The sequence below is a fragment of the Clostridium sardiniense genome (genome assembly GCF_016907995.1).
Taxonomy (GTDB): domain Bacteria; phylum Bacillota; class Clostridia; order Clostridiales; family Clostridiaceae; genus Clostridium; species Clostridium sardiniense.
This window is the reverse complement of sequence record NZ_JAFBDA010000002.1, coordinates 96,819-122,915: the sequence shown is the minus strand read 5'-3', so window position 1 is coordinate 122,915 and position 26,097 is coordinate 96,819. Positions and strand designations below refer to the sequence as shown.

At 28.2% G+C, this 26,097-nt stretch carries 24 protein-coding genes and 1 riboswitch; of the genes, 4 read left to right on the top strand and 20 right to left on the bottom strand.

Annotated elements, in window-relative coordinates:
* Positions 1-6: 6 nt before the first annotated feature.
* The 9 genes from cobA to JOC62_RS02840 all read right to left on the bottom strand — a co-directional run bounded on the left by cobA (position 7) and on the right by JOC62_RS02840 (position 8,760).
* A complete protein-coding gene (gene cobA / locus JOC62_RS02880) occupies positions 7-1,476 on the bottom strand; it encodes a uroporphyrinogen-III C-methyltransferase (RefSeq protein WP_204593665.1) in 1,470 nt (489 codons plus the stop codon).
* A gap of 17 nt (positions 1,477-1,493) precedes the next feature.
* Positions 1,494-2,363 (bottom strand): hydroxymethylbilane synthase, encoded by an 870-nt coding sequence (hemC, locus tag JOC62_RS02875; RefSeq protein ID WP_204593664.1) that lies wholly within the window; start codon positions 2,361-2,363, stop codon positions 1,494-1,496.
* Between the two features lie 13 nt (positions 2,364-2,376).
* Positions 2,377-3,048 (bottom strand): NAD(P)-dependent oxidoreductase, encoded by a 672-nt coding sequence (locus JOC62_RS02870; protein WP_204593663.1) that lies wholly within the window; start codon positions 3,046-3,048, stop codon positions 2,377-2,379.
* Positions 3,006-4,205, bottom strand: a complete 1,200-nt coding sequence (hemA, locus tag JOC62_RS02865; protein ID WP_204593662.1) for a glutamyl-tRNA reductase — start codon at positions 4,203-4,205, stop codon at positions 3,006-3,008. Before hemA ends, JOC62_RS02870 begins: the two co-directional genes overlap by 43 nt.
* A gap of 240 nt (positions 4,206-4,445) precedes the next feature.
* Entirely contained in the window at positions 4,446-5,417 is a 972-nt protein-coding gene (gene asrC / locus JOC62_RS02860) for a sulfite reductase subunit C (protein ID WP_204593661.1), read from the bottom strand.
* Between the two features lie 15 nt (positions 5,418-5,432).
* Positions 5,433-6,227 (bottom strand): anaerobic sulfite reductase subunit AsrB, encoded by a 795-nt coding sequence (asrB, locus tag JOC62_RS02855; protein ID WP_204593660.1) that lies wholly within the window; start codon positions 6,225-6,227, stop codon positions 5,433-5,435.
* A complete protein-coding gene (gene asrA / locus JOC62_RS02850; protein ID WP_204593659.1) occupies positions 6,217-7,236 on the bottom strand; it encodes an anaerobic sulfite reductase subunit AsrA in 1,020 nt (339 codons plus the stop codon). Before asrA ends, asrB begins: the two co-directional genes overlap by 11 nt.
* Positions 7,237-7,249: 13 nt before the next feature.
* The gene (locus JOC62_RS02845; RefSeq protein WP_204593658.1) at positions 7,250-8,023 is read right to left on the bottom strand and encodes a formate/nitrite transporter family protein; all 774 of its coding nucleotides are present in this window, start codon (positions 8,021-8,023) and stop codon (positions 7,250-7,252) included.
* 53 nt (positions 8,024-8,076) lie between these two features.
* A complete protein-coding gene (locus tag JOC62_RS02840; protein ID WP_204593657.1) occupies positions 8,077-8,760 on the bottom strand; it encodes a Crp/Fnr family transcriptional regulator in 684 nt (227 codons plus the stop codon).
* Positions 8,761-8,902: 142 nt separating this feature from the next.
* Between JOC62_RS02840 and JOC62_RS02835 the strand changes: the two genes are divergently transcribed.
* Both JOC62_RS02835 and JOC62_RS02830 read left to right on the top strand, forming a co-directional pair.
* Positions 8,903-9,544, top strand: coding sequence for an undecaprenyl diphosphate synthase family protein (locus JOC62_RS02835; RefSeq protein WP_204593656.1), 642 nt, complete (start codon positions 8,903-8,905; stop codon positions 9,542-9,544).
* A gap of 1 nt (position 9,545) precedes the next feature.
* Complete coding sequence (locus tag JOC62_RS02830; RefSeq protein ID WP_204593655.1) at positions 9,546-11,030, top strand: phytoene desaturase family protein; 1,485 nt, start codon at positions 9,546-9,548, stop codon at positions 11,028-11,030.
* Positions 11,031-11,034: 4 nt separating this feature from the next.
* Here the strand turns inward: JOC62_RS02830 and JOC62_RS02825 are convergent, their stop codons facing one another.
* The 5 genes from JOC62_RS02825 to JOC62_RS02805 form a co-directional block, all read right to left on the bottom strand.
* Positions 11,035-12,462, bottom strand: a complete 1,428-nt coding sequence (locus tag JOC62_RS02825; protein ID WP_243425002.1) for a HAMP domain-containing sensor histidine kinase — start codon at positions 12,460-12,462, stop codon at positions 11,035-11,037.
* Positions 12,449-13,153, bottom strand: a complete 705-nt coding sequence (locus tag JOC62_RS02820) for a response regulator transcription factor (protein ID WP_204593653.1) — start codon at positions 13,151-13,153, stop codon at positions 12,449-12,451. The genes JOC62_RS02825 and JOC62_RS02820 overlap by 14 nt, the downstream gene beginning before the upstream one ends.
* 85 nt (positions 13,154-13,238) lie before the next feature.
* On the bottom strand, positions 13,239-14,591 hold the full coding sequence (locus JOC62_RS02815) for a sodium-dependent transporter (RefSeq protein WP_204593652.1): 1,353 nt from the start codon (positions 14,589-14,591) through the stop codon (positions 13,239-13,241).
* Positions 14,592-15,161: 570 nt separating this feature from the next.
* Entirely contained in the window at positions 15,162-15,977 is an 816-nt protein-coding gene (gene yidA / locus JOC62_RS02810; RefSeq protein ID WP_204593651.1) for a sugar-phosphatase, read from the bottom strand.
* Positions 15,978-16,028: 51 nt separating this feature from the next.
* Complete coding sequence (locus JOC62_RS02805) at positions 16,029-16,583, bottom strand: TVP38/TMEM64 family protein (RefSeq protein ID WP_204593650.1); 555 nt, start codon at positions 16,581-16,583, stop codon at positions 16,029-16,031.
* 154 nt (positions 16,584-16,737) lie between these two features.
* On the opposite strand from JOC62_RS02805, the gene JOC62_RS02800 reads away from it, so the two are divergent.
* Positions 16,738-19,140: a hypothetical protein gene (locus JOC62_RS02800; protein WP_204593649.1), complete on the top strand. Its 2,403-nt coding sequence runs from the start codon at positions 16,738-16,740 to the stop codon at positions 19,138-19,140.
* Positions 19,141-19,331: 191 nt separating this feature from the next.
* Positions 19,332-19,952, top strand: coding sequence for a sporulation membrane protein YtaF (gene ytaF / locus JOC62_RS02795; protein WP_204593648.1), 621 nt, complete (start codon positions 19,332-19,334; stop codon positions 19,950-19,952).
* 42 nt (positions 19,953-19,994) lie between these two features.
* Here ytaF and JOC62_RS02790 read toward each other — a convergent pair whose 3' ends face one another.
* From JOC62_RS02790 to hydF, 6 genes are all read right to left on the bottom strand, one after another.
* A complete protein-coding gene (locus JOC62_RS02790) occupies positions 19,995-20,411 on the bottom strand; it encodes a DUF3785 family protein (RefSeq protein ID WP_204593647.1) in 417 nt (138 codons plus the stop codon).
* A gap of 49 nt (positions 20,412-20,460) precedes the next feature.
* A complete protein-coding gene (locus JOC62_RS02785; RefSeq protein WP_204593646.1) occupies positions 20,461-21,573 on the bottom strand; it encodes an iron-containing alcohol dehydrogenase family protein in 1,113 nt (370 codons plus the stop codon).
* A 209-nt stretch (positions 21,574-21,782) separates the two neighbouring features.
* Complete coding sequence (locus JOC62_RS02780; RefSeq protein WP_204593645.1) at positions 21,783-23,213, bottom strand: DEAD/DEAH box helicase; 1,431 nt, start codon at positions 23,211-23,213, stop codon at positions 21,783-21,785.
* A 120-nt stretch (positions 23,214-23,333) separates the two neighbouring features.
* Positions 23,334-23,930, bottom strand: coding sequence for an energy-coupled thiamine transporter ThiT (gene thiT / locus JOC62_RS02775; RefSeq protein ID WP_204593644.1), 597 nt, complete (start codon positions 23,928-23,930; stop codon positions 23,334-23,336).
* Positions 23,931-23,932: 2 nt separating this feature from the next.
* Complete coding sequence (gene tenA, locus JOC62_RS02770) at positions 23,933-24,598, bottom strand: thiaminase II (RefSeq protein ID WP_204593643.1); 666 nt, start codon at positions 24,596-24,598, stop codon at positions 23,933-23,935.
* Between the two features lie 145 nt (positions 24,599-24,743).
* Positions 24,744-24,853, bottom strand: a riboswitch (TPP riboswitch).
* A 54-nt stretch (positions 24,854-24,907) separates the two neighbouring features.
* On the bottom strand, positions 24,908-26,095 hold the full coding sequence (gene hydF / locus JOC62_RS02765) for a [FeFe] hydrogenase H-cluster maturation GTPase HydF (protein ID WP_204593642.1): 1,188 nt from the start codon (positions 26,093-26,095) through the stop codon (positions 24,908-24,910).
* Positions 26,096-26,097 lie beyond the last annotated feature (2 nt).

The window sequence follows — 26,097 nt, the reverse complement described above, 5'->3', positions numbered from 1 at the left end:
TGTTTACTACACTTCCTTTAACATTTCCTCTATCTCTTTTAAGAATCCATCCTCTGAATGTTCCTTGCAAACTAAAGCATCAATTCCATCTTCTTTTATAGCTTTATTAGTTATTGGACCTATTGCAATGCATATCTTTTCTTTTATTCTATCAAGACCAACCATCTCTTTCATATTTTCAAAAGTTGATGGAGATGTAAATAGTATTGCATCTACTTCTTCAAAAGCCTTTTCATTTTTAAGTTCACCTTTTAATACATTATATATATCTACTTTTGTAACATCAGCTCCAAGATTTTCAAGTTCATCTTTAAGAAGAGTTCTGCTTTTTGCTGATGCAGGTATAAGTATTTTATCTCCTTTATTTACATAAGGAGTAATTACATTTAAAAGACCTTCCCCTACAAATTCTCTTGATACTTTAAAAGGGATTATTCCTTTTTCTTCCAAAGCTTTCTTTGTTGCTTTTCCAACCACTGAGAATTTTGCTTTTATTGTTCTTATATCAATCTTTTCTTTAATTAAGTAATCAAAGAATATCTTTACTCCATTTACTGAAGTTAATAAAATATGATCATATGTACTAATATCATCTTTGTATTCATCTAAATTATTACTAGTATCTTCTATAACTATTGAATTTATTTCTGTAACTTCAGCACCTAAATTTTTAAGCTTAACTTTTAACCCTTTAGCTTGACTTTTTGAACGAGTAACACATATATTTTTACCAAATAGAGGTTTATTTTCATACCATGATAATTCATTTTCTAATGAAACGACTTCTCCTATTACTATTATACATGGTGACTTAAGTTTAGCCTCTTCCGCCTTTTTTGAGATATCTTGTAATGTTCCTATAACTTTTCTTTGCTTTGATGATGTTCCTCTCATTACAACAGCGGCCTTTGTAGTATTATCTTTTCCATACTTTATAAGCTCACTTACAATGTAATCAATATTTGAAAGCCCCATCATAAATACTAGTGTTCCATTTTCTTTAGCTAAGGCTTCAAAGTTTACATTTAAACTTCTAGCTGACATACCAGTAACTATATGGAAGCTTTGAGCTAAACCCCTATGAGTAATTGGGATACCTGCATAGTTTAAAACTGCAATTGGAGACGTTACTCCTGGTATTACTTCAAATTCTATTCCATCTTCTTGAAGTGCTAATACTTCTTCGCCACCTCTACCAAATACATATGGGTCTCCGCCCTTTACTCTTCCAACTATATGCCCCTTTTTAGCTAATGCTACAATCATATCATTTATTTCTTCTTGAGTCTTATAGTGCGCACCTGGTTCTTTTCCACAATAATATATTTCACACTCATCATTTAAATAATTTAATATATTGTTTGATACTAATCTATCATAAAGAACTGCTGTACACTCTCCAAGCACTCTCTTAGCTTTAAGGGTTAAAAGTTCTTCATCCCCAGGTCCTGTTCCAATAATATATGCTTTACTCATTTTATACCTCCAAATTACTACTTACCTAATATTTTATCTGCTAGTTTTTTCCCTAATATTTCACTATCATATTTATTTCCAGTTATATCTTTTCTAACTATTTTTCCATCTACCATATATGTTCCAATCATATATATCTCATCACCATTTATTTCAGAATAAACTCCAATCATACTATGGCAATCTCCACCTAATGCTCTCATAAAGCTTCTTTCTCCTGAAACTTCTATTCTTACTTTCTCATTATCCATTGATTTTAAGATATTTTTGTGCTCAAAGGATTTAAGACATTCTATTCCTAATGCTCCTTGACCTACTGCTGGAAGAAATACTTTAGGATCAAAATAATCTGTAATTATGTCTTCCATGCCTAATCTTTTAAGACCTGCAGCTGCTAGAATTATCCCATCCATATTTTCTTCTTCCATCTTTTTAAGTCTTGTTTGAACATTTCCTCTAATTGGAACTATCTTTAAATCACTTCTAATTTCTTTAAGCATTTCAGCTCTTCTCATACTACTAGTTCCAATTACAGCACCTTCTCTTAAATCATTAAATGAGATATTATTTCTTGATATAAAAGCATCTCTTATATCTTCTCTCTCTGGCATACAAACAAGCTCAAATTCATCTAAAAGTTCATGTGGAACATCCTTCATACTATGTACAGCAAGATCAGCTTTTCCTTCAAGCATCTTTTGTTCAATTTCTTTAACAAATAAGCCTTTACCACCTATTTTATTTAAAGTTATATCAAGTCTTCTATCCCCCTCTGTTACAACTAGAAGCTTTTCTGAATCAACATTTCTTCCTTTTAATAACTCCATAACCTTTTCAGCTTGAACTTGAGCTAATTTAGATTTTCTTGTCGCTACAATAAATTTCATTACTTCACCCTACCTAATTCTTAAATAATTTATTAACTAATTCTTCTTCATAAAAAAGCTTTAAGGTAAGCTCTTCTTTTCCCTTACTTATAATATATTTGAAATCATCACTTATTATAAAATCTAATATCTCATCTTTTTTATTTTTAATAGATTTTATATTATTTCTTATAATAGATGTTATCCTTATAAAATCGTCAAATTCTTTAACCTCATCTAATATATAATCTCCCATCATCCTTGATGCCTTTGGATTTCCTCTTAAAGTATTAACTCCTAAAAATACTTCCTTACTTCTCATATTCATTGGAACAACACCTATACCACCTTTAGGATTCTTACAGTCTATATATATTTTATCTAAAGCTTCACAACTCTTTATTATACTTTTTATTATACTATCATCGTCAATTGCAATTATAACTATATGATTACCCTTTAAGAACTTTTCATCATATTCACTTTTTATTATGCTAATTTTTTCACAACTTAGCTTATAAAACTCTTCATTTATATCTTTAGCCACAATTTTAATATTACATCCATTTGATAAAAATGTTTTAGCTTTAATAAGTGCGGCTCTTCCAGCTCCAATTATTAAAACATTTATTTTATTTGAAAAAAGAGATAACATAATATATTCTAAATTTTCTCTATAAATATCTTCTTTAGGATTCTCATGCATTCCTCACCACATCCTCTTATGGTTTCTTCTTTTAGAGTCTCTATAGCTCTATTTACATAAGCGTCCGAAGTACTTTTCATAAGCATTTTTACTAACTTATCTTCTCTACCTTCTTTATTCTTAAAGGTAGTATATCTTTTAATATATATTTCTTCTCCATGCTTTTTAAAATCTTTTATGTACGGTGCTACTTCTCTAAGACTTCTCCACTTATTATAAGCATCTAAATACTCATCTATTAAATAATAAAATTCGTTCATTCTGTCTTTTCGTAAATCTTTATTCTCATCATCTACTTTACTAATTTCATCTATATTATAAACAGTAACTCTATCTAATTCATTAACATCTTCACTTACATCTCTTGGGAGTGCCAAATCAAATATTAATAACTCTTCTCCTTCTTCTTCAATTTCCTTCTTTGAAATTACAGTATGTGGAGCTGATGTACATGATATTATTGAGTCAACTTTATTTATATATTCAGCTCTTTCATCAAAACCAATTATTTTGATATTTTCATTTTCACTATAATCTAGTGAGCTCTTATTCCTTACAGCAATAATAATATCCTCTATATTATGGGACAATAAATGTTTAACAACAAGCTTTCCAACTTCTCCATGCCCAAGTACCATAAAGCTTTTACATTCACTACTAATTCCTTTATTTACTGCTATTGATGCAGATGATACTGGTATTTCATAAAGTTTTGCTTCATTTCTAAACTTCTTACCACAAGTTATACCTTCTTGAAATAACCTTTGAAGCTCTAAATTAACTGAACCAGCTTCTAATGCTTCCATATATGCATCTTTTACTTGACCTAAAATTTGATCTTCACCTAAAATCTTTGAATGAAAACCACATATAACTTTAAATAAATGTTTTGCAGCACTATCACCTGTTATATAAAATATGTACTCTCTTAATTCTTCATCCCATCCTAAAGAATTAAAAATAATTTTTAATACTTCATGTTCTTCTAAAGAATGATTAAAGTAAATTTCTGTTCTATTACAAGTGCTTAAAATAACAACTTCATCTAAGCTTTCCTTTAAATCATTCATAGCTTTTTCTCTCAGCTTAGGCTTTATAGAAAATTTTTCTCGTATTTGCAATGGAATATTCTTTTGTATTCCTAAAACTGCTATCATCTTCTCACTCCATTAAAATATTATGTAAAATTATCGTAAAACTTTAATTATGTAAACGACCATTTACTCTTTATTATACAACTATTTACGATTATCTTCTATTCATTTTTATATAATAAAAATATCACTAGATACAGACTTTCAAATTTAATTGTAAATCAGACTCTAGTGATATTCAAATAATATTATATTATATTTTATATAAGTTATTAGTTATACGAAATTTAAAATTAATACTTTTTAAGTGTTTGGATATTTAATACCATTCCAGTAAACATTATTTTTTAATATAACATCCTCTGAAAGATTTACTCCCTCTAAAGCCCACTTCTTCCATTCCATAAATCCTGTTCTATCTATAATATATCCAATGTGTTCTTTTCCACCTGGTGCATCTTTATCGATGTATTCAGTAACATACTTATAAGTGTTTTCTATGATTTTAACTATACTATCTTCATCAACCCATATTAAGAAATCTTCTCCAAGTCTTGGATTTTTCTTACCAGTTCTACCCATAATAGAAAGTCTATAATATTTTTTCTTACTTCTTGTCCAAGATCTTGTAGGACATGCCATTACACATTCTCCACAACCTATACACTTGCTAGCATCTCTTTTTACTTTATAATTTTCAAAAGTTAATGCACCTGTTGCTTTCTTCTTGCAAGCTTTAACACAGGCTTGGCAACTTATACATCTATAGTAATCATATTGTGGCTCTGTCATACCTATTATTCCAAAGTCATGCATTCTTGCCTTTATACAATCATTTGGACATCCTGTAAGAGCAACCTTAAAGTGAAGATCATTTGGGAAAATTGCATCTTCTATTCTTTTAGCAAAGTTTGCTGTATTATAGTTTGCAAATGGACAAACATTATTACCAATACAAGCTGATACATTTCTTGTTCCTGCTGCTGTATATCCACCGCCTGGAACTTCTTGATTTATTTCTAATCCTTCGATTATAGGTTGTAACATTTCATTAACTTCTGGGATATTTTCCATTTTTATATCTGGAATTTCAAATCCTTGTCTAGTTGTTATATGAACTGTTCCATTTCCGTACTTGTCTGCGATTTCTTGAATCATACCTAAATATTTTGCATCTAGATGTCCACCTGGAACTCTAACTCTTGAAGCAGTATATCCTCTTTTTTTAGTTACTCTAAATGCATTCTTTTTAAGCTTCTTTGTATTTATATCCATAAGTCTTTCTCCCTCCTAATCTCTTAAAAGTTTACCTTTTGTATAATTGAAAACTGGTCCATCTAAACATATGTAAGTATCATCTATCTTACAATGTCCACATTTACCTAATCCACAACACATTTTTCTCTCTTGTGAAATCCATATGTTTTCTTCTTTGATTCCAAGCTTTAGGAATTCCATAACAGTAAACTTCATCATCATAGGTGGTCCTACAACTATAATTTGAACATTTTCCTTATCCTTTATATCAAGTTCTGGAATAAACTTAGTTACAAGTCCAGTATGTCCAGTATATCCTTCTTCAGCTGAATCAACAGTAACTATTAAATTCATCTTGTCATTCCATCTCTTTAAATCTTCTTTAAATAGCATATCTTTAGGGCTCTTGAATCCTGTGATTAAAGTTAACCCCTTAGTTTCATTAGTATTAGTAGCAAAGTAATCAACTACTCCTCTTACTGGTGAAAGTCCTGTTCCTCCAGCTACTACTATTAACTCTTTATTTTTATAAATATCTACGTCAAAACCATTTCCATATGGTCCTCTCATAAATAATTTATCTCCAACATAGTTTTTAAATATTTCATTAGTAACTTTACCAACTCTTCTTATAGTTAAGTCAACAAAGTTTTCTCCAATACCACTTACTGAAATTGGTGCTTCCCCATATCTTGGTATTGATACTTCAAAGAATTGTCCTGGTTTTACTTCACCTTCAAATTCCATTCTAAATGTATATTCTATATCTGTATGTTCAATTACTTCTAATATTTTTGAAGGAAATGGTATATAATCATTATTTGTCATTTGAATTCACCTCATCCATTGCATCTTGTAGTTTGTTTATACATCCTGGTACACTAATGTATTCTGGGCATATATCATCACATCTTCCACATCCAACACACATGTGATATCCCCATCTCTTTTTATAGTCATAAACTTTATGCATGATCTTAAATCTCATCTTTTGACCATTAGCTTTTCTAAATTCATGACCACCAGCCATTGTTGTGTATCCTGGTACTTGGCATGAAGCCCAAACTCTTCTTCTTTCTCCTACATTCTCATTATCACTGTAGTAGATATCTTGCATTGTATTACAAGTACATGTAGGGCAAACAAAGTTACATCTTCCACAAGCTATACATCTTTCTGAGTATTCGTCCCACATTTTTGAATCCATAACATCTAATGTTAAGTTTTCTGGTATATTAACCTTTATTTTATTTTCTGTTACGAAATCTGGATTAACTTCCATTTCCATTTTAGGAGTTTCATTAAAGTATTCCTTTAATTCATCATCCTTTATATCTAAATACGCATATCCATCAGAAACCTTTAAATACGCATCATAATTATCTGATTTATTAGTTTCCATATCCACACAATAGCAGTTATCAAAACTTTTTTCACATCCTATAAGAACGAACTTAACGCCCTCTCTTAGTTTTTTGTAGTATGGATCCACAAATCCATTTCTTAGATATATATCATCTACTCTCTTTACACCATGTAAATCACAGCTTCTTACAAATATTATTTGAGGCTTTTCATTAACTACTGGCTCTTTATATTCATCTTGTGTAAAGAATAATATAGTTTGAGTTATAGGAAGTAATGCTTCCTTATATGAGTAGTCTGACTTTCTATTAAATTCTATATCCTCTACTCTTTTAACTTCATCATATCTTACTATATCTGTTTCTGAGCATCTTCCAGCACCTTCTACAACTGTTGGCGCTACTATTTTATAGCTACCTGACATTTTTTCAAACACACTGTTTAAATCTTTAGTTCTAATTTTAAATCCCATAATAAACTCCTTCCTAATGAGCTTTTTTATTTCTTGAAATCATATAATATGGGATAGCAACAAACAATACTCCTCCTACAATATTACCTAATGTAACAAACAATAGGTTGTACAAAATTCCACCTAGAGTAACTGTTCCATGAGGAAGTAGATAACCTATAACTAATAATGTCATATTTGCTACACTATGTTCAAAGCCAATTGCAAAGAATACATATACACAAAGTGTCATCATTAATATTTTAGCGGTTTCATCTTTCATTTTGTAAGCACACCAAACTGCTAAACACACAAGTATATTACACAATATACCTCTAATAAATAATTCATTAGGTAAAACATTAATTTTATTCATAGCATAATTTGCCATATAATTACCTGCAGTACCTCTCCACAATCCAGAAGCATAATAAAGAAAAGCTGCTAAAATCGATCCTATGAAGTTTCCTATATAACTTACACTCCATATTTTAACTACATCCTTGACTTTAACTTCTTCTCCTAAATACCCTGAAGCCATAACTAAGCTGTTACTTGTAAAGAGCTCTGCTCCTGCAAATATAACTAATGATAATGCAACTGAAAATGATAGTCCCATAACTATTTTAGTAAATTCTGATCCAGCCTCATTTAATGTTCCACCTACAGTGTAAGCGAGCATTATTCCAAATCCCACAAAAAGACCTGCATGCATAGCACTTATTACATAACCTTTTCTGTTATCCTCTAAAAAATTAGTTTTTTTTCTAGATAGTGCTATTAGCCTACCAAAATCTTCTCCATACATTGTTGATTCCCCCTTATTATATTCCCTTTCTAATTTGACATCTGTGATAATTATCACAAACTTTTAAAATAATTTGATAGTTTTTCTTTATCTTTTACTATAAATTTTCTTTTATCTTTTCTTATAAGTCCTTCTTTTTCTAAAATTTTAAGTGCTCTTGAGATAGTTTCTCTTGGCATTCCAAACATATCTGAAAGATATGTTATGCTTATTTTTAAATTTATTATTGTTTCTCCATCTTCCTCTACACCATAATCCTTAGCTAACTTCCAAAGCTTTGCTGCAAGTCTTTTTTCTATTTTTAAAGGAGTAGAATTCTTCATTTGTCTATATAATCTTCTTACCTTTAAAGATAATGTTCCTATAACCTGCTTTGTAAGTTCAAAATCTTCACTCATAATCCTTATAAATTTATTTCTATCAAAGACAAAGAGTTCTCCATCGTCAAACATTTCACAACTTATAGATGCTTTCATCTTTTCTAAGACAACTTCATTTACTATATTCCCTTCCCCTAAGATAAATATAACTTTCTTATGAGCAGCTTCATTTAATTTGTATAAAGATACTTTTCCACTGTAGACTACATAGATACTATCTATAAAGTCTTTATCTCTAAATATATGTTGCCCTTTTTTAAAAGCTGTTTTTTCTCCAATCAAACATAACTTCTCTAAAGTTTTATCTGATATACTTTGGAATGTTTTGCATTGTTTTAGTTCATTTAAAATTATCATAATATCACCCGTAAACGTCCATTTCTTTATTACTATACTTAGATTCTATAACAAATTCAATACTTTTCTCAATTTATTATTGGATATTTTTTGTTATTATGGAAACAATAAAAATAATTAAAACTTTAAGGAGGAAAAAAGTATGAGAATTCCAAATCATATTGGTATAATTCCCGATGGTAATAGAAGGTATGCAATATCTCTTGGTTTAACTAAAGATAAAGGATATTCTAGTGGTATATTGCCTGGACTTATATTATTTAAACAGTGTCAAAACTTAGGAATTAAAGAATTAACCTTCTATGGATTTACAATAGATAACACAAAAAGGCCTTCAGTACAAAAGGATGCCTTTACTGATGCATGCATTGAATCAGTAAAGCTTCTTGAGAAAGAAGACTGTGAAATATTAGTTATGGGAAATGCAGAATCTAAAAATTTTCCTAAAGAGTTACTTAAGTATATCTCTAGAAAGAAAATTGGAAAAGGCGGAATTAAAGTTAATTTCCTTATAAACTATGGCTGGGAATGGGATTTATATTCTCTTAAGAAAAGCACCGATCTTAAGAAAAATATTTCTAGCTCAATTCAATCTACTGATATATCTCGTATAGATTTAATAATACGCTGGGGAGGAAGACGAAGGTTAAGTGGATTCTTACCAATACAATCTGTTTATTCTGATTTTTATATTATCGATGACTTTTGGCCTAACTTTAAAGAAACAGATCTTTTTGACGCATTATCTTGGTATGATAAGCAAGATATAACACTTGGAGGTTAAAATGGAGAAAAATATTTTAGTGGTTGGAAGCGGAATAGGTGGCTTATCTGCAGCTATACGTCTTCAAAATGAAGGATATGCTGTTACATTATTAGAAAAAAATTCTTTTCTAGGTGGTAAAACTTCTAATTTATCTTGTAACGGATTTAAATTCGATTTATGTGCTACTATCCCTGTAATATTTGATCCTTATATAGAATTATTTAAAGATATAAATGAAAATATACATGATTATATAGATATATCATCGATAGATCCACTATATAAAGTTTTTTTTGAAAATAATAGTAATTATATATTTTCTTCCTGTATTCCAAAACTTACAGAAACTATATCTAATATTGATAATAGAGATTTTAAAAACTATTTATCATTAATCTCTAAGTCATATATAGATTTTACTGAAATAAATAATGTTTTTTTGAAAGTACCTTTAACTACTAATAAAGATATCCTAAAATTGAAAAATATTAAAACATTAATTAATAAAGATTTAGATTCTACATGCTATGAATACTTAAAAGATAATTTAAAAAGTGAGTTATTAATAAACTCATTGTTATTTCAAAGTATGTATATGGGTGTATCTCCTTATAATACTTCATCTTTATTTACTATTCTTCCTCTAATAAATTATTCAACAGGTATGTTTTTTATTAGAGGTGGTATATCATCTTATATTAAATCTTTAATCTCTATCTTTAAAAAACGAGGTGGAAATATAAAAATAAACTCTGAAGTTACAAAATTTATTTTTAATAACAGAACATGTATTGGTGTTCTTCTTAAAAATAATGAACAATTGTTCTCAGATATAGTAGTTTGTAATGCTGATGTCCCTTATGCACTAGAAAACTTACTTCCAAAAGAACTTAATATAAAAAATAAATATAACTCTGCTAATGATTTTTCTTGTTCATCATTTATAATGCATTTAGTTATAGATAAAAGACTTCCTCAATTATCTATTCATAATTCTATTATAAGTGAAAATTTTAAATATAATATAGAAGCACCTTTTAATGGAGATTTACAAACTAATCCTCATCTATATGTATATTGCCCTACAAGAATCAATAAAACTGGTAATTACGAACTAATAACTATTAATTTACGAGTTCCTAATTTACTTTTTAATAATGTAACTTGGAATAATAAAACTATATACTCATTAAAAAATAGTATAATCAACACATTAGAAAAACATCTAAAAATATCTAACTTGCAAAATTATATAAAATATGAAAAGTATATAACTCCACTAGATTTTTTAAATGCTTTCAATAGTTATGCTGGTGCTGGATATGGAATAAATCATTCCTTTAAGAACTTACTATTTTTTAGACCTCAATGTAAAATAAAAGGATTAAATAACTTATACTTTGTAGGTGCATCAACTCATCCTGGTGCTGGCGTATCTATAGTTCTAAACTCTAGTAAAATAGCAGTTTCCACCATAAACGAAGATATAAAAAAGCAACAATAATACTTTAATATTGTTGCTTTTTTAATAAGATTCTAAATTTAGCGCCTTTATCTTCATCAATAAAATATATCTTCCCATTATGCTTTTCTATTACTTTCTTACTTATTGAAAGTCCAAGTCCAGTACCTCCATCAGTTCCTCGGCTCTCATCTCCTCTTACAAATTCATCAAATAATGTATCTTTAATCTTTTGTGGTATTCCTACACCATTATCACTTATCAGTATTTCAACATTATCACTAGTTTCTATTAACTCTACTTTTATATATGTAGCATTCACATTGTACTTAATAGAATTCTCTATTATATTACTTATTCCTCTTCTTATTAATTTTAAATCTAGTCTTAAAAATATAGGTCCTTCAGGAATATCTATTATAGGCTCTATATTAAGATTCTCTATTTCTTCGTAAAATTCTAATACAATAAATCTTAATTCTTCTGTTATATCAATATCCTCTAAATTTATAATTAATTTATCATTGTTTAATTTTACGAATTCAAACAATTCTTCTATAAGTTCACTTACTCTTTCTGATTTTTTATATAAGGTTTTAAAATATTCTTTTCTCTTATTTTCATCTTCTATCATATCTTCATAAAGTGCCATTGAATAACTTTTAATAGTCGTCATAGGAGTTTTTATATCATGAGCTAAATCAAGCATAAGTTTATTCTTACTTTCTTCTAACCTCTTATTTTCCTCTTCACTTTTTTTAAGCTTATTTATTAGAAAATTCAACGTCTCTTTTACACCTTGAAACTCTTCTTCCCCATTTATCGTTAAAGGTTCATTATAATTACCATTTATAATATCAACTAAAGTATCATCTATTTCTTTTAATGGTTTACTAATCTTTCTTGCTGTCCATATACTATATATAATTATACAAAATAAAGCTATACCTACAGTTATTGCAAATACCTTTCCATATTCTTTATAAAAAGGTTTACTAACACTAAGAGGCATCTCTAATAGATTAACATTAAATGTGAATTTCTCCTTAGGAAGCCTTAATATAGTAATATATTCTTCACCATTTTTATTTTTAATATTATTTAAGAATACCTGATATGATCCAACTTCCTTTTTACTAGCAATATTAAGTAATTCTTTATCTGTATAGTGATCTTTATTTACAGATATATTCCCTATTCTTTTTTTTACATTTCCAGATAAATCTAGTATCTCAATCTCACCTTTTAATTTTTTTAATTCATCAACATTAATTATGTTATAATCTATATATTTTCCATTAATTATATCTAAAACTGGTATACTACTCTTATCTATAACCTTAGATAATTCTATACCTAGGTATGCATAAGATACTAAACATATGCATCCAAGAATAATAACAAAACTTGTATATCTTTTAAAAACAGTTACTACAAGCTTGTCCTTCCTCTTTTCTTTATTAAATATCCACATTTTTCTCAAATTTATATCCTAACCCTCTTATTGTTTTTAAGTATTTCGGTTTTTTAGAATTATCTTCTATTTTTTCCCTAAGTCTGCTTATGTGAACCATTATGGTATTATCTCCTCCTAAAAATACCTCATTCCATACTTCTTCAAATATTTGATTTTTTGTAAGTATTCTCCCTGCATTCTCCATAAGGTACTTAATTATCTTGTATTCTATTGAAGTAAGCTCTAATTCCTTATCTCTAAAACGAACTTTTACATTATATCTATCTAATTCAACTTCTCCAATTTTTATAATCTCTTTTCCATCGCTCTCTCCATCTATTAATTTATAAACTCTCCTAAGTTGCGCTTTAACTCTTGCAACTACCTCTAAAGGATTAAACGGTTTAGTTATATAATCATCAGCACCTATATTTAATCCTAGAATTTTATCTTCATCCCTACTTTTAGCTGAAAGCATTATTATTGGAATATTTGAATTTTCTCTTAATTCTTTAACTACTCTAATTCCATTAATTTTAGGCATCATTATATCTATAACAGCAATATTTACATCGTTATTCTTATATATCTCTAAAGCCTCTACTCCATTGGTTGCCTTTAAAATTTTATAACCCTCTTTAGATAAATAGACTTCTAAAACATCTAATATCTCTTTTTCATCATCGCATAATAAAATACTGTATCTCAAATTTTATCCCTACCTTATAAAAATTTATAATAAAAAAGCCCAATATATACATTGGACTTCCTTTATTATAACATATTTTTCTATTCTAAATGAAAGATTTAACAAATACTATTAATATTAATGCTGGTGTTATATATCTTACTAAGAAAGTAATAAAGTTAACTAATTTTTCATTCTTTAATGTACCATCATTTGTTAATTGAGATGTATAAACTTTATTGCTAATAACGTGTCCCATAAGTATAGTAACTAAGAATCCGTTAATAGGTAACAATACATTTGATATAATTGCATTAAAGAAATCAAAGAATGTTAAACCAAATATAGTTACATTAGCTAATGGTGCATCTGGATTTGCAGATAATGATGCTAATGATCCAAATACTATTATTATAATTATATTTATTATTATAGCTTTTACTCTTCCAATTTTAAATTGCTCTGAAAAAGTAGCAATTAAAACTTCCATAATTGATATCATAGCCATTGTTGCTGCCATAGCTGTAAGTAAGAAGAATACTACTGCAAGTATTGTTCCACCTGGCATTTTTGAAAAGATTAAAGGTACTGTATTAAATAATAACCCTGGACCACTTGCTGGAGTTTGCCCAAAAGAAAATACAGCTGGGAATATAGCAATACCTGCAATTAGTGATACACATGTATCTGCAACTGCAACTTTTGCTCCTGTAGCTATTAAATTATTATCATCTGTAAAATAACTACTATATGTAACCATTGACCCTGTACCAACAGATAATTTAAAGAAAGCTAATCCTAAAGCTGATAAAAATACACTAAAAGTAACTTTGCTAAAATCAGGCTTAAATAAGAAGTCTATTCCTCCCATTGCATTTGGTAGACTTACACTTCTTATTGCACATAGTGCAAGTAATACTATAAGAACTGGCATTAATGTCTTAGTTAATTTTTCTATTCCACTTTTAACTCCCATTGTTAGAATAATTCCTCCAACTACTAAAGCTAAAAGCTGCCATAAAATTGGACTTATTGGTCCCAAACTTGTTTGGTTAAACATAGTTGCAACCTGTTGTGCATCAGCACCCTTAAATGCTCCTGTTAATGCTTTAAATACGTATGAATATACCCATCCTGTAACTACAGTATAAAAGAATAACATACAAAATGATGCTGTAACACCAAATATACCTATAACTCTAAACATTTTTTTATCTGTTATAGATGATACTGCTCCATAAATATTTTTTCTTGTTTGTCTTCCTAAAGCAAACTCACTTATAAGGGTTGGAAGCCCTATTATTAGAACACAAGCTAAGTAAATAAGTATAAATGTTGCTCCTCCATTTTCCCCTACAACATAAGGGAACATCCATATATTTCCTAAACCAACACATGAACTTAATGTAGCAAAAAAAACTGCTAATCCTGACGAGAATTTCTCTCTATTTTCTTCCACACTATCCTCTCCATTTTCACTAAATTTATCACTAGTAGATTATATACTTATCATTGTCATATTTTCAATCTTTTTATATTATATTTTAACTTTTGTTCATGTTATAGGAATATTTTAATAAATTTATAAGAAAAAACAAGAAAAACTGCATACTATATTCTACAGTTTTTCCTTTAATATATTATTTTATTAATTTTATCTATTAATTTATTTTACTTACATCAAAGGGATTATTTTGATTGGCTGAGAAGTTTAACAATTTGCCTCCCCTCTCCCTTTTACAATTGGATATTTATCTCTATATTGTCTAAATAATTCTTTAAAACACTTCAGAAACTAGACATGAAGTATTTCATCCATCACTAAATATACTTTGTAATATAACTAAATTTAGTGCTAAAGTTCTTACATAAAAAAGAATACTCTAACTGTTTTAGAAGGAGTGGCTATTCATATTAACCCTCCAAATAAATATATTTATTTATCAAAAAGAAAAACCGTAATCTACCCGTATCATACTAAATAAACAAGACTCCTAAATTTTAGGAGTCTTTTATTAAACGTATTAGATTATATTCTTTCTTTTACTATAAACTCTTCTATAACTTTAGCTACACCATCATTATTATTTGTATCAGTTATATAATTTGCAATTTCTTTTATCTTATCACAAGCATTACCCATTGCAACACCAAGTCCTGCATATTCAATCATTGAGAAATCATTCATTTCATCTCCAACTGCAATTACTTCTTCTTCCTTTATTCCTAAATGCTCAGCTAAAAGTTTAATTCCAATACCTTTACCTGATTCTTTATTTAAGAATTCTAAGAAAAATGGTGCACTCTTTGCAACAGTATACTTTTCATAAACTTCCTTAGGCAGCTTCTTTATTCCTTCATCTAAAACATCAGGCTCATCAATCATCATTACTTTTATTATTTCCTCATCATCTTTTATATCTTTAAAGTCATCTATATGAAAGTCTATATTATTATGATGAGCTTCATATGAAGTATATTTGTTTTCCTTAGGAGTTATAAGCCCCTTCTCTTTTGAGAAGCCATGTATATTTAATCCCGCTTCATCTGCTAATCCCTTTAGGTATTTAAGATCACTACCTTTAATAGTTACATCGCAAACAACATCTCTACTCTTAGTTTTTTGTACTAAACATCCATTATAACTAAGAACATAATCCTCTTCACCTAAAAGATCTAACTCTTCCAAATATTTTAATAATCCGTCTATTGGTCTACCTGAAGCTAGTACAACATAAACTCCAAGTTCTTTAGCTTTTCTTAAAGCTTCTTTAGTTTTTTCTGATACTTTTTTATCATCATTTAATAGAGTACCATCCATATCTAATGCTATTAACTTATACATATTTTTTGCTCTCTCCTAACTCTATATTGTAATTTAAACATTTTTATTATATCATACTTTACGTTTTCTAATAGTCTTATAAATAAAGTAAACTGCAACAATAGTAATAACAATTTCTATACCTTTAGCACCTTGCGAAATGACTTCATAACTAATAAGCACTTCTAATAAAATTGATGGTATCTTTCCAACTAATGTAGCTAAATTATATCTAAAATCATCTATATTAGATAGTGCCGCTGCAAGTGTTACGAATCCTGAAGGTATAAAGGGAATTATTCTACCTTGAATTATTAAAAATGCTGCTCTATTTCCACTACTTTTTGCAATTTTTTTTAAAAGTTCATGCTTATCTGTAAAATTATTAAAACTCTTTTTAAATCCCTTTCTATATAACCTAAATGTAATCCAACCACCAATGACTTCTCCAAGTAGCGATATAAAAAAGCCCCATACAGGACCAAAAAATAATATATTTGCTCCTGTAACAAATACAGAAGGTATTACCCCAGATATAGCTATAAGTATACTAATTACTATACTAATCAATATTGCTATTTCACTATAATTATTTAATAGGTTCAAAACTCCATCTACACTAAACATATAAAATCCCCTTCATTTTTATTTATTATAAGACAAATATTTAAGCATATCTACTATTAATTTATATTTTCTTTTGAATTCACATTAATATGTGCTAATTCATAGTATATAAAAGAATTTTATAATACCAATTAAATAACCAGGAGGTAATTGAATGTTTGCTATTAATCCAAACTCAATATCTAACATTAATCCCAAGAGCTTTGATATAGAATTAACTTCAAATTTCACAAATACAACTAAAGTATCTATTTCTTCAATAGAAGACCCTAATATGGAATTAAAGTTTTCAGTAGTTAAAAGCTCTCTTAATGATTCTGAAACAGTAAGAACTATACTCTTTGATGATTCTACTCTTCTAAAAGTTAATGAATCTTATACCGTTGTAGTTTCAGATAATGGTATAGATTTATTTAATCAAACTATATTAGTTGAAGATTTTCCTGCTATTATAAATGCAGATGTAAGAACTTACGGTAATCGTATAATAGAAGTAGTATTTCCTTACCCAGTAAAAAATCTTGATAAAATAGAGCCAAGTGGAACTAAAAATTTAAATAACTTCTATGCAATATATTTTAATAGAGATGTTATAGGAGCAACTACCCAACCTAATGCTGGCGATTCAATTGACTGGAAAGGATACTTTACTATTGATGATGATGAAAAATTATTCACTGCAACAGTAAGCCCTGACCAAAAATCTATTGAAATACAATCAAATATAAAAAATCTTCCTATAGGCGATACTCACAGCTTAACTATAAACTATACTAGACTTCAAGGATCTAATATTACAGATAAGTCTTCTATATTAGTTGACTATTCTAAAGAAGAACGTGAAATACCTATAATGGAAAAGCCATTCAGCTTAAGAAGTGATCAGTATCCTACAAAACCAGTTAATATTACACCTATTTCTTTAACTGAATTCATAGTAACTTTTGATAAAGAAGTTCTATTAAGAAAGGAAGATGTTATAGCTGCAGATGGTTCAAACATTGGATATGTAATGTGTAACGGAGTTTCTAAAGAAATAGATTCACGTGAAAGAGTTGGATCTGATAAAAAGAGCTTAAAATACACACTAAAATATACAACTCCACTTACAGCTGGTAATGTTGAACTTGTAGTAAGCCCTATAACTGACGCCTCAGGTTTTACAACAAAAATAGTTCCTTTAACTACAACTATTACTGCTGCTTCACCAACGCTTGATGCTGTATACCAAGATACTTCTAATACTACTTCAACTACAACTAAAATAAACCTTAAGTATTCTTGGGATATGAATATTGCTTCAGCTAAAAATTTAAGCAACTATGTCCTAAATAGTAATACATCACCTACAGATCCTATTACAATAACTTCTATAATCAATTCAACTGATCCTACAAACGAATTTGTTATAGAAACAGCTAAACTACCTGCTGGAAATTATACTCTATGCGTTTCAAATGTAGCTGATATATTTGGAATTCCGATAGTTGATGTATGCAAAACATTTGATATAGTAGATTTAGCAGTTCCAACAGTTGAAAAAATATTAATGCCTGATCCTGATAAAGATGTGCTTTTAGTAATGTTTGATGGAGTAATGAATGTAAGTGATGAGCACGGAGCAAATGTAGCTACTAATTATAGATTAATTGAAACTCCAGGAACTACTGATCCAATTCCTCTAAGTGAATCTATTAAAGTTGATTCATTAAATTCAAACAAATGGATGAGGTTAAACCTATCTAGTAAATTTAATGCAACTGTAAATACGAGTGCAATTAATATAGGATATGCAAGACTTAGAGATATTATATATGTAACTAATCAATCAGGTAATATATTCCCTATATGTAAAGAAAGTACTATTACAGCACTAGTTCCAGAACTTGATATTGCTGGAGGCTCCATGAGTATTTTATCAGATAGTTCTCTAAAATTTACAGCTAGTACTTCTAGTGAATTTATGTTTAATCCTTCAACACTTTCGGCTGCTGACTTTAAATTTACTAAAAACTCCAATGTTACAACTCCTATTAATGTTACTTTATCAGATGATTATAAAACTCTTACATTCACATTCCCAACTGGAACTTTTGAATCATCTATTACTACTTTAGATATGACAACAACAGATACAGTTACTACTACAGATATATTTGGAAAGAAAATAAAAGCTTCAGCTACTTGTAATACTATTACATCAAATATGTTATCAGCTAGACTTGTTAGAGCCTATAGGGATTCACAAACAACTGGAACACCTTTCGTTACACTTACTGTAGGACTATTATTTGATAATGAGATAAATAAAGATTCTGTTACACTTTCTGACTTTACAGTAAAAACAGCCAATGAAGAGGATAATAAATTTATGGTATTATCAAAGGCTGAACTTTCTACTAGTGACACTAAGACTATATTATTAACTGTAGAATCTAATACTTTAAATTTATCAAGTATACCACTTTCTGTTTCAACAACTAAAGAACAAGATCAACTTTTAACTAAAGATGCTAAAGGAAACCCTATTACTCCATTCAAAGCTGATATCCAATAGAAATAGCTGTACAATTATAAAAGATAACTATATTAAACTCAATATTTTATTATAGTTATTAAGCCTATAGGAGATACTTAACTCTTATAGGCTTAATTATTTAAACTTTATCTATATAACTTTTACTTCACTCACTTTTTGTCTGTATTTGTCATAAGATAGTATAACAAAGAGTTTTTTGAGGTGAATTTATGGAAGCTCTAATATTAGTTTTTTCTCTTGTAATAGATTCATTTGTTGCAAGTATTGCATATAGTGCAGATAAAATTAAGATTCCTAATCTTTATGTAATTATTATAAATATAGTATCCTGTTTAATTTTAACTTTTTCTCTGACTCTAGGAAATTATCTAGAGAATATAATGCCTTCATATCTACCTAAGTATATAAGTTTTGGAATATTTATAATCTTAGGTGTTTATAAATTATTCGAGGGATTCTTTAAAAAATACATGGGGAAATTCTCAAAAAGTAAAGAGCCATTAACATTTAAATTATTCGACTTTAGCTTTGCACTTCAAGTGTATATAGATGAAACAAAAGCAGATTTTGATGAATCAAAAATTATATCATTAAAAGAATCTATTTATCTAGCTATTGCACTTTCTATAGATAGCTTAGCCGTTGGTTTTGGAGCTAGTTTTATTAATATAAATCCAATACTTATGATATTATTCTGTTTTATTTTTGGAATATGTTCAATAAAACTTGGTTCCTTTGTAGGTAAAAAGTTATTACCTGAAAACTCCAATAAAAATCTATCATGGCTTTCAGGAATATGTTTATTATTAATTGCATTTTTAAAACTATAATCTCACTAAAAAAGAGGCTATCATATAAGATAACCTCATTTTTTATACTTCTAATTCTTCAATTTGAACTAAATACTTAGAACAATTTGCGCAAACAATAACTGTAACTATATAACTATCATCTACTTTTCCTTCTAACTCTAATCTATTAAATGTTAGATTTTCATATTCTTTTGATATATCACTTATAACATACTTTCCATCCTTGGTATAAATGTAGAAGTAATATTCTAAATATTCACTTATACTTTTCTTTTCCTTAAAATTAGCATTACACTCTTCACATGGACTACTATAATATGCTTTATCAAAAGCTATCTCTTCACCTTCATTTAAAAGCTTTAATATTATCTCTATGTCTATATCCTTTATAGGACTTTCTTCATCATTAATTATTTCTATAAGATTGCTTTCATCTAAATCATATGTCTTATCTTCATATTTAAAACTGTATTTCATTCATATACCTCTTTTCTATTAGTATTTATAATATTATACCATATAATATTTACTGTATATTACCACTATTAACTAAACTCTTATAATAAATATTATATAACTCATCATAACTTATATCTTCTGGATGATTTTTAAGTTTTTCTTTATTATTCCATATATCATCTGTATATTTTTTAGCTTCCTCTTCTGTAATCGATAAATTAATTTGTGATAATTTACTTATCACTTTCTTTAAATCTTTAAGAGATGAAAAACCTAATATATTAACTATATTATTAACCTTTTTCTTATTTTTGAAACTATCTAAATATTCATTGTATAAACAACAATTAGCTAATCCATGTGGAACTCCCTTATGATATGTTAATGCATATCCCATTCCATGCGGTATAGATGTACCATTTTTAGATATTATCACCCCAGCTAAAGTTGATGACATCATAAGATTATTTCTATCTTCTTTAGTTAAACTTCCTTTTAGAAGTCCGTCTAAAGATTCTCCCCATATCTTTAAAGCCTCTTGTGATAACTTATCTGTATATTCTGTAGCATTGCTATTTAAATATCCCTCAACAATGTGCGAGAATGCATCCATAGCTGTATTTCTTGTCATAGGAATATTTAACTTTTCTGTATATCTTGAATCAATAAATGCCATCTTTGGATATATTGTTTGTCCTAAATTTCTCTTAACTTTTCCTATATGATCTGTAACTATAGCATATTGCGTTACTTCACTACCAGTTCCTGCTGTAGTTGGAACTGCTATAACTGGAATTCCTTCAAGATTCTTTTGACTAAACATACTTTCCTTTGTTAACTTTGGATTATTAATCATTAATGATATAGCTTTAGCAGCATCTAAAGGAGACCCTCCTCCAATTCCAATTACAAAATCTGCTTTTATGGCTTTACCTAGTTTACTTCCAGCTTCAATTGTCTCAAGTGATGGATTTTCCTCAACCTTATCAAAAATATAATATTCTTTATCGCAACTATCAAGTGCTGTTAATATATCACTTAAAGCTCCATTTAATTTAGCTGATTTTCCTCCCATTACTATTAAAGCTCTATTACCTATCTTATTAAACTTATCACAATTATTTTTTATTGTATTTTCTCCGAAAAATACTTGTGTTGGAACTTTTAAATTAAACCTCAAAATTACCCCTCCATATTAAAAGATCTTAACCTTATAATCTTTATTTTAACACTTTTGCATAAAATACCCAATACTATATATTATTTTAATTGTACTATTAATATGATTAAATATAAAATATCCATAAATTGTATACTATTTAAATTAAGCAAGTAATCTATAAAAAAAACTGTAGAGCTTTTTAAGCTCTACAGTACTAAATTTATTAATTATTTTTTAGCTATTTCAACTCTAAGTGTCTTTCCTTTAATAGTTTTTGTTTTTAGAGAATCTAATACTTTTCTTCCTTTATTATTTAATATCTCAACAGTTGACCCCATATCTTTTACATCAATTATTCCTATATCTTCTTTATCAATACCTTCAATACTCATTATAGTACCAACAATATCTATAACTCTAATTTTTTTCTTCTTACCACCGTTTAAATATATCTTTGTAATATTTTTTGTTATTTTTTTAGTACTCTTTTTTATAACAGGTTTACTTCTTAATAACTTTTCTCTATCCTTTATATTAAAGCTATTTTCTACCTCATTATAATCATCTATCTTAAAACCTATATATTCTTCTATTCTATCTAGATATTTATTTTCATAAGGTGTTATAAATGTTATAGATTTACCTGATGTTCCAGCTCTTCCTGTTCTACCTATTCTATGAACATAAGCTTCCTTCTCAACTGGAATATCTATATTAATTACATGTGTTATATTATCTACATCTATTCCTCTAGCCGCAATATCTGTGGCTATGAGTATTCTAAACTGTCCTTCTTTAAATTCATTCATCTTCTTTGTTCTATCTTTTTGAAGCATATCACCATGAATTTTATCAACTGAATATCCCTTATCCCTAAAATACTTAAAGGTAGCCTCTACATTATCTTTAGTTCTACAAAACATTATTGCAGTTTCTGGCCCTTCTTTTAATAAGATTTCATTAGCTTTATTTAATTTATCTTTTCCCTCTACTTTTACTAATTCATGAGTTATTTTATCAGTTATTAAACTCTGTGCTTTTATTTTTATTTCTATAGGTCTATCCATGTGCTTATTACTTAACTCATTAATCTTTTCTGGCATAGTAGCTGAAAATAACATAGTAACTCTCTTTCTAGTTATTCTTCTACATACTCCTTCTACTTGCCCTATAAATCCCATGTTAAACATTTCATCAGCTTCATCTATAACTAGATATTTAAAGGCTTTTCCATTTAGATTACCATTGTCTAAATGATCTAATACTCTACCTGGAGTACCTACAACTACATGTACCTTTCCCTTTAAAGATTTTTCTTGTTCTTTAAAAGATTCTTTTCCAACTAATGCTATAGCTTTAATTCTTTTATATCTTCCAATATTTATAATATCCTCTTTAATCTGCATAGCAAGCTCTCTAGTTGGTGCAAGTATAAGTGCTTGTGGAGTATTCTCTTCCCAATCTATTTTTTCGCATAATGGTATGCCAAAAGCAGCTGTTTTACCACTTCCTGTTTGAGCCTTAACTATTAAATCCTTATTTAAAAGTGCCTCTTTTATTACAAGTTCTTGAACCTCTGTTGGCTTTTTATATCCTAAATCACTTAATGAATTTATTATTTCTTTACTTAAATTAAACTTATCAAATTCGTTTTTCATATCTTTTCTCCATAACTTTTTATTTTACTTATTTACTATAACATAAAATTTTATTCATAAACAAAAAAAGTGGTCAGTTGACCACTTTAATTTGAATTAAATAGCTTTTTTTCACTAACTTTATTTAAGTGCTAATTTTTTTAATTTTATTAATGGAAGAAAGTTCATAAAGATAATACTAAGTATACCTTCAACGCCTGCACTACTTATATTATATATACATGAGTATATCCATATATTCATTCCACTCGGTGCATATTGACCAAAAAATACAACACCTGATAATATTGATACAAAAACACTTAATGCTACAGCTATAAATGCACCTATATTTGTCTTAAGCCTAGTATTAGTTCCAAAAGCTCCAGCTAGCCCAAGTGCCATGTTTGCAAGTATATAATCTAATAAAAACTGCACTGGATGTACTATAAAGGCTCCATTTAATAGCTTAAGAAGCCCAAATACCAGTCCACCTGTAACTCCTGTAGTTGGTCCATAAAAGATTGATAGTAGCATTATTGGAAGCATTGAAAATAATGTTATTCCTCCACCTTGGGGATAGCTTATAAAATGTATTAAATATAGTAAAAAACCTATTGCAGCATACATACCTATTGCAACTAATTTTTTTGTACTTAATGGATTCTTTTTTAAACTAATTCCATATAATATAAATATACAAACAGTGAAAAGACCTATTATTATATTCACTATCATATTTAATCCATTTCAACTTTATATGCCATATCCCAAAATTTCATTTCATAAAGGCTTGACCTTATAAATATATCCTTTAACTTTTTCTTTTTATTATCACTTAAATCTTGGCACATTCTGTTTGTATAATCTAACCATTCTTTTGTGAATTCATCATATCCATTATCAACATAAACTTCTATCCATGGCTTATAAAAATTGTTTTCTAATTTGTTATTATATCTTTTATAAAGTTCATGCCCTATATAATTGTAGCTCCAAGTACAAGGAAGTACAGCTGCTATTATATCGTATATATCACCTGTTAAGGCTTGTCCTAGCATATAACTTGTATAACTTGAATTACTTAAATTTATTACGCTATTTTCGGCTTCCTTTGGACTTACTCCAAACTCTTCTAGATATTTTATATGTACAGCTGTTTCATCTTCCATAGTTCCTCTTATAGAATCATAAAAAAATTTCATCTCTTCCATAGTTTTAGCTTTTACAACTCCAACACAAAATACTTTTGCATATTCTTTAAGATATAGATAGTCTTGAATTAAGTAGTCTTTAAACTTTTCCTTATCTAAAGTACCCTCACCAAGTTCTTTTACAAATGGATGTTCTAAGTACCCATTAAATATACCCTTTGCTTCTTCAAATAAATAATCTGTAAATTTCATTTTCTCACTCCTTTTAATAAAAAAAGAGCATTAAATTTCTAAAATGCTACCGCAGTTTTAGAAAATTAATACTCTTTATAATTTAATAAATTAAAAGGCTTTCTATGTGAAACACACAGAAAGCCATAAATTACGATATATAAAAGTAACTATTTTCTTGCTTCCCTCCGTTGGCATTATCCATATCAGGTTAAAGGGTTAATAGTAATATCTAACTATCTCTCAGCTTTTTTTAAAGCACCCCTAGCTATTTAATTCTCTTTTATTATAAACTATTTCCTTTTAAATTTAAACTTATATTTTAAAAGTTTAAATTAAGTTATCTGTAGATCTATCTAATATACCAGTTAAAAATGCAAGTATAACACCATAATTAGTTATTGGTATCTGTTTATCATTGCAAGATTTCACTCTATTTAAAACAGTTTTTCTATTTATCATACAAGCACCACAATGAATGATTAAATCATACTTCTCTATATCCTCTGGGAAATCATGACCTACTCTAAATTCAAAATTAAGTTTTCCTCCAACATACTGTTCTAAAAGTTTTGGAATTTTAACTCTTCCTATATCTTCATGTGAAACATTATGTGTACAGCTTTCTGATATTAATATAGTATCATTAGGTCTTAAATTTCTAACCTTATTTACACCTTCAATAAAAGCATTTAAATCTCCCTTTTGTCTTGCAAAAAGTATAGAGAAACTTGTAAGTCTAATATTTTCTGGTACTATTTGACTAACCTTTTTAAAAGCTTGTGAGTCTGTTACTACTAAATCTACATTTTTTAAATCTTCTAAAGCTTCTTTAAGTTCTGTATCACGAACTACATAACTCTTAATTCCATTATCTAAGCAATCTCTTATTACTTGAACTTGTGGCAATATAAGTCTTCCCTTGGGAGCTTCTGAATCTATAGGAACTACTAAAACTACTTTCCCATTATAAGGCACTAAATCTCCAATTAAAGATTTTTCATCATCTTCTTTTTCTAATATTTTTATTAATTCCTCTTTAAGATCATCTATTCCTATATCTGTTACTGTGGATGTGCATATTACATTAGAATTTTTATCTTTTAATGTCTCAACAATTTCTTTATTTGCAACTTCTGACTTATTTGCAACAACAACAAATGGAATATTATATTTTAAGGCTTCTATCTTCCATCTATCAAAGGCTTCAAAATCAGGACTTGATGCATCAAGTACAAAAATTGCAACATCTGTCTTTCTAAGCACTTCCATTGTTTTTTCAATTCTAAGTTTCCCTAGTTCTGATTTATCTTCAAGTCCAGCTGTATCTATTAAAAGTACTGGTCCAACAGGTATAAGTTCCATAGCCTTTTGAACTGGATCTGTTGTAGTTCCTTCCACATCAGATACTAGAGACATCTCTTGTCCTAGTATCTTATTCATTAATGAGGATTTTCCACTGTTAGTGTTCCCAAAAATAGCAATATGTTTTCTATTTGAGTTTGGTGTATTATTCATAC